Genomic DNA, 10,940 nt, shown 5'->3' on the forward strand with positions numbered 1-10,940 from the left:
CCTTAGAAACGGGTGAATCCGTAATAATAAAAATACGATCCGGAACCCAGAAAGATTGCAACTTTCGAGAAAAGCGGATCGCGTTTCCTCAGTATCCAGTCCAATCCGCCAAAAAGCAAACCGAAAACAGCGAGCGAAAATCCGAGCAAATAAAAATCCATGTATGCATACCAGATCCCCAGAGCGGATGCAAGCCCTAAGGAATAGTCCTGGAGATCTCCCCAGATCCTTCTTTTGATCCTGGTCCATAAGGGCTCTTTTTTCTCTCTTTGGAAAAATCTTTTCCACGACCTTGGATTTCGATCGATCCCGAAAATATGATCGTACTTGGTAGAAATTTCCCAAGGTTTAGGGCTCCTTCTCTCCGGTCCCCCCAACGGCTCCGGAGAAACTCCGTATGCCCCGCCTAATATCTGTAAAGCATCCTTGTCCGGAAGAGAAGATAATAAGTCTCTAAAAGGTGCAAACCTGGAATAAAGCGGATAAGATCTACCGGTGGTCAGGTCGGTTTCTTTTAAAATCGACCCATCTCGAATGGTGGAAACGTAAATACGTCCATTCTCACCGGAGACCTCCAAAGTGAGCCTGATCTTACGATCATGAAAATGAAAGTCGGCTTGGAGAATATCTCCATCCGGAGTTTTAGCTTGGTAGGATTTAGTATATCCTTTGGCTGGAGGAAACTCAGGTTTCCACCAACGTCTTAAAAGAGAATAGTCCTGGAAGGAGGCCATACAGCAACAAGATCGGCCAATTTCGAATTTTGCTTTAGGCTTTGATAGTTGCTAATTCCGAGTCGGGAGAGTTCCCGAATTAGGAGGGAGGCGAAAAAGACCGGGTCTTCGATTCGATTTCCCGGTCTTTTAGATATCAAAAATATATCTTATTTGCCTTTCTTCTTATGACGATTCTGTCTTCTTTTTTTCTTCCTCTTATGAGTCGCGATCTTTCTTCGCTTTCTTTTTTTACCGGAAGGCATTCGGTTCTCCTGATTCTGTTCCTAACCTGCCAGGAAATTATTCGGTATACTTTTGTAAACCTTTATTTTTACGGATCTCGGCTACCATATTCTTGATATCACCTATTCCTTCTTTAGAAGCGATAAAGAGAACGTCTTCCTCTTCCACCACAACGATATCCTGCACTCCGAGTAGTGCTGTGAATTCTTTTCTAGTTTGAGTGACGTTGTTTCCGGATTTATAAAATAGTATTTCTTTCCCAATATGACGATTGCCTTGGTTGTCTCCAGGCAATACTCTTTCCAAAGAAAGCCAAGAGCCAACATCGTCCCAAGAAAAACTCGCCTCTACCATTCTGATACGAGCGCTTTTTTCCATGATGGCAATATCCACAGGTTCGGAAGGAAGAAGTTTGAATGCTTCTCCCAGATCACCCATCTTTTTAAAAGGAAATCTATCCTTAAGAGGTTTTAATATTTTAGGAGAATGTTTTTCGAACTCATCCAAGATCAGACTTGTCTTCCAAAGAAAGATCCCGGGGTTCCAATAGAAGTTCGGTTTTTTAATATACTTGATCGCGGTTTTTACATCCGGCTTTTCAAAGAATGATTTTACTTCGAACCCATGTTTGGTCGGCTTTCCGGCGGAGATATAACCGTAACCTATTTCCGGACGATTCGGTTTGATCCCTAATAAAACAAGATGTTCATCAGCTTCTTTTAATGCCTTTTGGATACTCTTGGCAAATTCTTTTTCGGAATTCACCCAAGCATCTGCGGAAAGTACCACCTGAACCGGATCTCCGAACTTCTCTTGAAAATATAAAGAAGCAAGAGCGATGATAGGCGCTGTGTTTTTTCCTTCGGGCTCTATGATAAAATTATTCTCCGGGAAACTTCTTTCCTGGGAAAGGATCGCTTTTTTTAAAGTAGCGTTTGTTCCGATAAATACCCGATCCGGACTTGTGATCGTATAAGCTCTATTTAAAGTCTCTTTTAAGAGAGTATTTTTAGAATATACTTTTTGGAGTTGTTTAGGAGTGGAAACCCTGGATCTAGGCCAGAATCTTTCTCCCTTTCCCCCCGCCATAATGAGTACTACGGGTTTATCTTGTATCATTTATTCCACCTCTTTAGGTTTCGGGGCGGACTTTTTCTTACTCAAAGATTTAGGATCTCCAAAAACGGTATCGGAAGGAAGAAGTAGAACATCCACATTCTCCCCGATATTATCGTAAAGTAGGAACTCTTTCATATCGGGATTCTTCTTTAGAAAATCCTTATATTGTTCCCATTTTTTTTTGGAAACTGCAAGTTTTGCTTCCTCTTGAATTGTGTAGATTTCCGCCTTTTTTAAGGCTTCTATTTTTTCTAACTTTTTAGCCAAAATATAGTTAGGATTACGGAATATGTTTGCGATGAGTATCGGATCCGGAATGTCCAGACTGATAATACGCACCGATTCTATCTTCAACCAAGGCACTTCATTCGAAAGAATTCTCAGGATATCGTTTCTTAAGAAGGCGGAAATAGAATCTTTGTTTAAATTGATATTTTTCTCGTCCTCTATCCCTGCCCTCAGTTTGGATTGGAATATATTGGAGAGATATCTTGCTCGTCCTTGGTCCGTTTTTCCTCCGGAGAGAAAAAACTTTTTGGATTCTTCTCCCTCTAAGTGAAAGGATAGATCCAGTTTCGCTCTGATCTTTCCTTCTTCCGATTTTTCGGAGAATAATCCGGAAGAAAGATCGTGATGGATATCCAACTCCAAAGCCAAAGAGTTTAAGGATTCTTTACGAACGGACTTTTCCCAGAACTGGATCACCGCCGGTTCATAGGCAAAGCCCGGACCACGAACAAAGGAAACTAACTTGGAATCCTGTTCCCAGACAAGCAAGGCCTCTCCCTCTTTTATAAAAAAAAGCGGATAGGATACCGTAAGTATCCCCGCTAGTATAAATAGAATGAAAAATACCCGGCCTATCTTTCGGAACATTAGGCGGAAGGAGCTTCTTTAGCGGCTTCTTCTGTATAAAGTTTGATTACTTTGGAAGGAATGATCGTCGAGATCGCGTGTTTGTACACCAAACTCTGCTTGTTTTCCTGCTCAAGGACTATCGTAAAATTATCGAAACTTACCACTTTCCCTTTTAAAGGAACTCCGTTTAAAAGATAGATGGTCAATTCCAGTTTTTCTTTTCTAGCCGTATTGAGTAGTTGGTCCTGTATATTATTTTTAGCAGACATAGATTTTTATCCGTTTATATTTTTTTTATCTTTTCGTACGCTTCTTTCGGATGGATCGGTTCCAATATTTTTTGTTTTCGAAACCAAGTAATCTGACGTTTGGCGTAGTTCCTATGGGACTGGCTTAAATTCCCAAAGAATGTCTCAAGATTGGACGTTCCTTTAATATTTTCAAGCGCGAAATTATAACCTAAGGACTGAAGCCCCGGACAATCTTCCCCGTATTTATCTGCGACCCGTTTCGCTTCTTCCGCCATTCCGGATTCTATCATTTTTTTGGCTCTGGAATCGATCCTTTCGTACAATTCTTTTCGGTCCAGATCCAAGAAGAAGGCCCCGAGTATATTCAAATTTCTGGAAATTAAGGCACCGCTACCCTCCTCCACTTTCAGTTCGGACCAAATGGTTCCCATCCAATTCACTTCCAATGCTCTTCCGTATCTGTAGTTATCGTTCGGAAAGATTTTTTCTAGAGCTTTTGGGTCCAGTTTTCGGAGTTCTTGGATCCGTTCTTCCATGCTTAGGGATTCCACTTTCACTCTTACTTCTTCGGTGATTTTCGGAACGGGAAACATTCCGAACAAAAATGCATTCAAATAGAATCCTGTTCCTGCGGTTAAAACAGGGATTTTCCCCTTGGAAAGGATATCATCCAGAGCTTCTTCTGCCTTTGTTACAAATTTTGCCGCGTCTATGGTTTCGGAAGGAGAAAGAAAGGAAACCAGATGATGGGGGATTTTTTCGCAGTCTTCCGGACTGGGAGCTGCGGTCCCAATACTTAATTCTTTGTAGATCTGTCTAGAATCGAAGGAAATAATTTCAAAACGAGAAGGGTCCAGTTCTCTCACCAGAGCCGTTTTTCCGGCCCCGGTGGGAGCGGTGATGATCAGAATGGGATGAAAAGGGGGAATCTATTCCTCCTCCTCTTCCTCGTCTTCTTCCTCTTCCAGAGGTTCTTCCACAATACCTTCTTCTTCTTCGAAACCTACTTCGGCATCGTAATCTAAGTTTTCTTCCGGAAACTCTTCTTCTTCGACTCTGGCCGCTCGAACCCTTGATTTAGAAGGAGGACGTTTACTTTGATCGGCTCCACATTTAGGGCAGATTTTTACTTCTTTGTTTAGATCGTAGAATTTGGTTCCACAAGTATGACAGGTGAACTTTTTGCCCAGAGGATTGAGGGAAGATTTAGAAGCCGAAGACTTTTTAGTGCCTGCTGGTTTGCTTGCACTAGGGGCTTCCTTCTTTTTTGCCGGAGGAGTTTTCTTCTTAGGGGCGCTTTTTTTCACCGGAGTTTTGGACTTCGGTGCAGCTTTTTTCTTAGCCGTTTTCTTAGCTGTTGCCATCGGAATTGACCATGCTGGAAGACACTTATTCCGATTCAAGCAGAAAAAGCACTCAGAAATCTAGTTTCCGCTAACTTGTACTTTTTAAGAATTGGATTCGGAATACGAGGTTTATGGTCCATCTGAGCGTAAATGTAAACAAAATTGCTACTTTAAGAAACTCCAGAGGGGGAAACCATCCGGACCTGATCTATTTATCTAAACTGATCGTAGAATCCGGCGCTCACGGAATTACGGTCCACCCGAGAGAAGACGAAAGGCATATCAAGAAGAAGGACGTATTCGATCTCAGGGAGTTCCTTGCGCTCTACAATCGGGATAAAAAGAAGAAGATAGAATACAATATGGAAGGAGAACCTTCCTCCCGGTTTTTAGATCTTGTTCTGGAAGCAAAACCGGACCAGGCCACGTTAGTACCGGTAACTCCGGGAGAGATCACTTCCGATCACGGTTTCGATCTCAAAAAGGAATCCTCGGAACTAAAAACATACATCCAAAAGATCCAAAATGCAGGCATCCGGGTTTCTATCTTTATGGAAACGGATTTAGAAAATCTTAAATTAGTAAAAGATACCGGAGCAGACAGGGTAGAATTTTATACGGGGCCTTATGCACATGCATTCGATCATTCTCCGGAACAAGGTAAATTGGTTTTCGAATCTTTCAAAAAAGCCGCCGAGTTCCTACAAAGTGAGAAAATCGGGATCAATGCAGGCCATGACCTGGATCATTTCAATCTTCCTCTTTTCTCTCACCTCCCCGGCCTAGAAGAGGTTTCCATCGGCCACAGACTCATGTCATACGCGCTCGAAGTCGGTTTAGCAGCCTCAGTGAAAGAATATTTAAAGGCTCTGAGTTAAGTATTTCGCACGGAGAACACAGAGTTCATTGAGAGGACGCCAAGAGTTTTCACGCGAAGCCGCCAAGACCGCGAAGGGATTACTTTGGTATCTTCTTTTCTTAGCGCCTTTGCGTGATAAATAAACTCTGTGATCTCAGTGTGCTCTGTGCGAACGCCTATTTTTGCGATTCAGAAAGTTCCTTCGCAAGCTCCTTGAAGGAAGAATAATTCGAATCTTCAGAGAGCAACAAAAACGCTGCTTTTTTTAAATTGGCAGAGAGTAACGAGGCCTCCGAGTTTGTTTTGGCCAATTCTTCCAGATGCGATTTGAAACTTAAGAGGTGTTTTTTGGCGGACATCTGGTCTTTTGCGGAAACCGCTTTTTTAAGCTCTTTCCAGGATTGGGTGGCCTTATTTCCGGAAATGATATCCTTCGGAGCCCTACCGAATTCCCCGCTTAAGTCCCAGACCTTTCTGTATGGATGGTTCTTTTCCAGAAATTTATAATATTCGGAAGAAGGTTTGAAAGTGTTCGGCTTTGCTTTAGAGACGAGTTCCTTATCCAGTCCACCACATTCTGCAAAAATCCCTTTCGTTAAGGATTCTTTGGAAATAGACTGTATCTCTATCAGTTTGGAAATCGCGTCGGAAGCTTCCGCAATATTTCCTTTTTTGCATGCGGAAATTGCAGTTTGATACAAAACTTCTTCCTGATCCAAAAGTGCCGACTTTTCGGACTCCAATTGGAGGGAAGAAGAGAATGCAAGTTCCTGGTAAAGTGGATCATTCGGATCAGCATTCCTTGCTCTGACTGCATATTCCCAAGCGGACTGTTTTTCTCCTAAGGAATCGTATAAAACGGACAAATTATAACAGGAGAGTCCCCTATCTTTTCTCAGGGATCTACAGGAAGATTTTAGTAAATCTAAAGAGGATTTTCTTTCTTCTTCGGTTCCGTAAAAATCTAGGATGGCTTGCTCTTGTATAAGTTCCGAACCGAACCTTCCACCGCCAGGAACGGACACCGAGGTGCAGTAAAAAGTTCCCACAAAACAGAAAAAACCAAAAATACCGAACTTTTCCAAACCTCGATAGAATGAGAGTTTTCGGGGGAATAGATTGACAATGCTTGTTCCAGGTGGAAAATGATCGAAAATCAACCTTGCAAAAAGAGGACCCGATTTGAAAAGCTTGAGATCCTTCTCCTTATCCTTTCTCTCCGTTATCTTATGTACGAGCATCTTCTTCTGCCAACCTTCTTCCGGAAATTCCAAGACCACGGCAGATTTCACTCTCAAAGATTTTGACAGTGTAGTCAAGACCGTTGAGGGAAACTATATAGATAAAAATATAGATAAAAACCGCGCCTACAAGGACGCAGCGGTTTTTGCACTTCTATCTTTGCCTCATGGCCTTTATCTGTATCCGGAAAGTTATTTTACCGATCGAGAAAAATACGAAGAAGCGGATGATATTTTTCCGGGCAAATCTTTCAAACTTTCTCCGGAAGATAAATTCGTTCTATTCGATCCGGACTATAAAGAAGTAGAGAAGATCCGGGATAAAAAACTGAAAGAAGAGGCAAACAAACCTAAACTTTCCAATGACGAGGTCCTTAAGCTTGTAGAAAGGGAGAAGGTCCGCAAAAAAGTGCTCACGGCTAAGTGGGAACAGACTAACTTTTCTAAAAAAGACTTCGATCGTATCCTCGCATACCTAGAAAAAAATTTACAGAACTACACCACTCCTCCGCTTAAAGATCCGTTCGGAGAGGAAGACCCTAAAGAAAAGGAACCTTTCAGCATCAAGGACGTGTATCTAGCTGCTGCAAACGGTTATCTTTCTTCTTTAGATCCTCATAGCCAAGTATTCTTAAAAGCCGCCTGGGAAGAATCCATGGCAAAGATCGAAGACGGAAGTTTCGAAGGGATCGGTGCGATCTTAAGCGGTGGCGGCAATAAGGAAGTGATCGTAGAAAACCCCTTGGAAGGAAGACCTGCAGTTAACGCAGGTGTCCGTGCAGGTGATGTGATCCTAGCTGTGGACGGTAAGTCCACAAAAGGAATGTTACTCGACAAAGTGGTCGAAAGGATCAAAGGAAAAAAAGGATCCAAAGTAGTTTTAACTATTCGCAGAAAAGGGGTGGCAGGAACTCTAACGATCGAAGTCATTCGTGATACGATCGAGATACGAAATATCGCAAGCAAGTTGATCGACAATCATCCTTATATCGGTTACATCAAACTAACAGGTTTCGTAAAATCGGATCCTTCCGTTGATAAGGAATTCGTTCAACATTTCAAAGAATTGGAAAAACAATCCACTGCCAAAGGAACCAAACTGAAAGCTTTGGTTCTAGATCTAAGAAATAACCCGGGAGGTTATTTGGATCTGGCAATCGATCTTGCGGATATGTTTGTAACCAACGGACTCATCGTCTCCGTAAAAAGCCCGAACAGAAGCCCGGAAGATTCGAATGCAGGTAAAAAAGATCTGACCGATCTACCTGTAGCAGTACTGATCAATGCAAAATCCGCTTCCGCTTCCGAGATTGTAGCTTCCGCTTTAAAACACCATGGACGCGGTTTAATTCTGGGAGAAAGATCTTTCGGTAAAGCAACCGTTCAAAAGTTGCAAGAGTTAAGAGGAAACGGAGCTTACTATATCAAACTAACTCAGTCCAGATATTATGCGCCATCCGGAAATACGATCCAAGTTGTCGGAGTCAAACCAGATGTGGAAGTCTCTTCCGAAGAAGACGGCAGTTTCCCATTCCATTATCGCGAAGAGAATATGTGGAATCACCTGCCGGAACTACCTTCTTCCGCAGAGGAAAAAAGCCATTTCGACGTGAAAAAACTGGAGGCTTACGTAAAAGCAAACGGTCAAGCGGAGAAGTTCATCCAAGAACATAAGAACGATCCGATCAAACCTGACTTCCAGCTGATCCGCTCCATAGATTACGTAGAAGCACTTCTAAACACGGGAACAAAACGTAAATGATCTAAAATTTCGGCGGCTTTTTCGCCGCCGAATCTGTACAAATGCCAAGAATTAAAACCGATTTTTTAGTCATCGGGAGCGGTATTACCGGTCTTTTCCAAGCGTTAAAACTTTCTCATGTCGGCCAAACTGTGATCGTGACCAAGAAGTCGGATTACGAGTCAAATACCAATTACGCCCAAGGCGGGATCGCCTCGGTTTTCGATCAGGGAGACAAATTCGAAGACCATGTACAAGACACTTTGGAATCAGGAGCCGGTCTCTGTGATCCGGAAGCAGTCCGGGTTTTGGTAGAAGAAGGTCCGCCTCTGGTAAAAGAACTCTTAGAATATGGGGTCCCATTCAATCTAAACCAAGAGGGAGAATTCGATCTACATAGGGAAGGCGGGCATGGGACAAATCGTATCGTCCACGCACACGATAGGACCGGCCATGAGATCGAAAAGACACTCCTCCAAATCGTAAAACAAAACCAAAACATTAGAATATTAGAATATCATACTGTTGTAGATCTTATCACTCCCCACCATCTCAAAAAAAAAGGTCTGATCTGTTTCGGAGCCTACGTTCTTTCCAGTCATACGGGAGAGATCATCCCTATTCTTGCTAAAAAAACGATCATAGCAAGTGGCGGCTCCGGACAAGTTTATTCTCATACTACAAATCCAAAGATCGCAACCGGAGACGGAGTTGCTTGCGCCTATCGTGCCGGAGCGGAGATCAGGAATATGGAATTTTACCAGTTCCACCCTACTTCTCTTTATCATGAAAAAGGAGATTCATTTCTAATTTCCGAGGCAGTACGGGGAAAAGGTGCCGTATTATTGAGCATGGACGGAGAACCGTTCATGAAAAAATATCACCCCATGGCGGATCTTGCCACGCGAGATATAGTCGCAAGAGCGATAGATGCGGAAATGAAGAAGTCCGGAGATCCTCACGTTTGGTTGGATATCTCGCATAAACCCGCGGCGGAAATTAAAGAAGCCTTCCCTTCCATTTATGCAAAATGTCTTGAGTTAGGAATCGACATCACTACGGATCCGATCCCAGTCGTACCGGCAGCCCACTTCATGTGCGGGGGAATCGCAACGGATCTTTGGGGAAAGACCAGAATAGAAAATCTTTTCGCAGCGGGAGAAGCTGCATGTACGGGAGTTCACGGTGGAAACCGTCTAGCATCCAATAGTTTATTGGAATGTCTTGTATTCTCTAATCGGATCGCAGAAGAGATCCGCAAAAATCCGCCAAACTTCTTAGCGGAACATGATCAGATCCCAGCTTGGGACAAAGAAGGTCTAGTTAATACGGAAGAATGGGTATTAATTTCCCATGATCTTTCGGAGATCAAAAACACGATGTCCAATTATGTTGGAATTGTTCGCTCCAATCTTCGTCTGGAAAGAGCAAAAAGAAGAATGGACCTGATTTATGCGGAAGTCAGAGACTATTACAACCGGACGATAGTTACGAATCCTTTGTTAGAACTTCGCAATTTAGTTTTGGTAGCCGAATTAATTATCCGTTCCGCACTTGCCAGACATGAAAGTAGAGGCCTTCATTATTCGACCGATTATCCAGAGAACCGATCCCCATCCAGACATGATACAATTCTGATCAACGATTTGGTTCATGGAGATCTTCAGGCTCCGTTATGAATATTTTCAAACAGAGGCGCTAAGATTAGAGGGGGACACAGGGATTGCTCACACAGAGCCACAGAGACACGAAGTTTCTTCGAATACTAATACAAAATGACCCTCTGTGACTTTGCGCCTCAGTGCGAAAACTCTCTGTGCCTCACTACGAACTCCGAGTCTCTACCTCACGCAGCGAACGAAATATCTGCTGGTCTTGCTGTAAGACTCGTCTTCACCGAATCTATCTCGTGAAAACGATACCGCCCTAGCTGTTTTACCCGCTACATCCTGCTCGTTCGCTGTGGAACTCCAATAGAAAGACTCTATCGTATCTGGGAATTTTAATAGCATGAAGTTACGGCTATTCGAACTTAAATATTTTAATTCCAAGAAACTAGCTACTCGCCAGTCCGTATGACCTCCCGTGGTATCAGTCGCACACGAATCATACGCTTCCGAACTACCTGATATTCCGATCGGTGATACGTTCGTTAGCGTTTGAGGGATTCCAAGCGTATTACAAGAATGTAGATCTACGCTACAATACTGTAATTCCGTTGCTCCAAAAGAACTAGGATTGGCTAACGTTCCGCTACCTCCTCTACAACCGAAGTTCGTTGCATCTCCGCTGAATACCTGACCTTGGCTACAAGTCTTCCACATCAAACCGCTTGTGCTGTCCGTCGTCGTACCATCACCATTGTTCGTAAAACTTTGGAAAAAAATCGCCCCGGCTATCAGATCGTTATCTTCCTCTTCACTAAATCCGTAAGGACTACGATCCAAGTTTTCCTCACAACCAATCGCGAATATACAAAACGCGAATAAGGTAAATAATGATCTTATTATATAAAATACTCTTCTCATCTCTTCTTTCCTTAAAACGCGTGGTTAAAATTCACGAA

The 10,940-nt window shown here is 42.9% G+C and carries 11 protein-coding genes; 3 read left to right on the forward strand and 8 right to left on the reverse strand.

Going from position 1 to position 10,940, the window contains the following annotated elements; all coding sequences use genetic code 11:
- Positions 1 to 2: 2 nt before the first annotated feature.
- From LEP1GSC192_RS00620 to LEP1GSC192_RS00645, 6 genes are all read right to left on the reverse strand, one after another.
- Positions 3 to 734, reverse strand: coding sequence for a hypothetical protein (locus LEP1GSC192_RS00620; RefSeq protein WP_020767994.1), 732 nt, complete (start codon positions 732 to 734; stop codon positions 3 to 5).
- 282 nt (positions 735 to 1,016) lie between these two features.
- On the reverse strand, positions 1,017 to 2,078 hold the full coding sequence (locus tag LEP1GSC192_RS00625) for a mannose-1-phosphate guanylyltransferase (RefSeq protein ID WP_020767926.1): 1,062 nt from the start codon (positions 2,076 to 2,078) through the stop codon (positions 1,017 to 1,019).
- A complete protein-coding gene (locus tag LEP1GSC192_RS00630) occupies positions 2,079 to 2,954 on the reverse strand; it encodes a hypothetical protein (RefSeq protein ID WP_020767974.1) in 876 nt (291 codons plus the stop codon).
- Positions 2,954 to 3,205: an RNA chaperone Hfq gene (gene hfq / locus LEP1GSC192_RS00635; protein ID WP_008592014.1), complete on the reverse strand. Its 252-nt coding sequence runs from the start codon at positions 3,203 to 3,205 to the stop codon at positions 2,954 to 2,956. The genes LEP1GSC192_RS00630 and hfq overlap by 1 nt, the downstream gene beginning before the upstream one ends.
- 14 nt (positions 3,206 to 3,219) lie before the next feature.
- A complete protein-coding gene (gene miaA / locus LEP1GSC192_RS00640; protein WP_052005190.1) occupies positions 3,220 to 4,095 on the reverse strand; it encodes a tRNA (adenosine(37)-N6)-dimethylallyltransferase MiaA in 876 nt (291 codons plus the stop codon).
- Positions 4,096 to 4,116: 21 nt separating this feature from the next.
- Positions 4,117 to 4,551, reverse strand: a complete 435-nt coding sequence (locus LEP1GSC192_RS00645; RefSeq protein ID WP_020767923.1) for a TIGR02300 family protein — start codon at positions 4,549 to 4,551, stop codon at positions 4,117 to 4,119.
- Positions 4,552 to 4,664: 113 nt separating this feature from the next.
- Here LEP1GSC192_RS00645 and LEP1GSC192_RS00650 point away from each other — a divergent pair, with 113 nt between their 5' ends.
- Positions 4,665 to 5,411 carry a pyridoxine 5'-phosphate synthase gene (locus tag LEP1GSC192_RS00650; RefSeq protein WP_020767951.1) on the forward strand — a complete coding sequence of 249 codons (747 nt, stop codon included), beginning with the start codon at positions 4,665 to 4,667 and terminating at the stop codon, positions 5,409 to 5,411.
- Positions 5,412 to 5,568: 157 nt separating this feature from the next.
- Here the strand turns inward: LEP1GSC192_RS00650 and LEP1GSC192_RS00655 are convergent, their stop codons facing one another.
- Positions 5,569 to 6,441 carry a hypothetical protein gene (locus LEP1GSC192_RS00655; RefSeq protein WP_036088608.1) on the reverse strand — a complete coding sequence of 291 codons (873 nt, stop codon included), beginning with the start codon at positions 6,439 to 6,441 and terminating at the stop codon, positions 5,569 to 5,571.
- Between the two features lie 133 nt (positions 6,442 to 6,574).
- Here LEP1GSC192_RS00655 and LEP1GSC192_RS00660 point away from each other — a divergent pair, with 133 nt between their 5' ends.
- On the forward strand, positions 6,575 to 8,395 hold the full coding sequence (locus tag LEP1GSC192_RS00660) for a S41 family peptidase (protein WP_036088583.1): 1,821 nt from the start codon (positions 6,575 to 6,577) through the stop codon (positions 8,393 to 8,395).
- Positions 8,396 to 8,436: 41 nt separating this feature from the next.
- Positions 8,437 to 10,053 carry an L-aspartate oxidase gene (gene nadB, locus LEP1GSC192_RS00665; protein WP_020767882.1) on the forward strand — a complete coding sequence of 539 codons (1,617 nt, stop codon included), beginning with the start codon at positions 8,437 to 8,439 and terminating at the stop codon, positions 10,051 to 10,053.
- Between the two features lie 162 nt (positions 10,054 to 10,215).
- Here nadB and LEP1GSC192_RS00670 read toward each other — a convergent pair whose 3' ends face one another.
- A complete protein-coding gene (locus LEP1GSC192_RS00670) occupies positions 10,216 to 10,902 on the reverse strand; it encodes a DUF1566 domain-containing protein (RefSeq protein ID WP_020767894.1) in 687 nt (228 codons plus the stop codon).
- Between the last annotated feature and the right edge of the window lie 38 nt (positions 10,903 to 10,940).

Source organism: Leptospira sp. B5-022, from assembly GCF_000347035.1.
Taxonomy (GTDB): Bacteria; Spirochaetota; Leptospiria; order Leptospirales; family Leptospiraceae; genus Leptospira_B; species Leptospira_B cinconiae.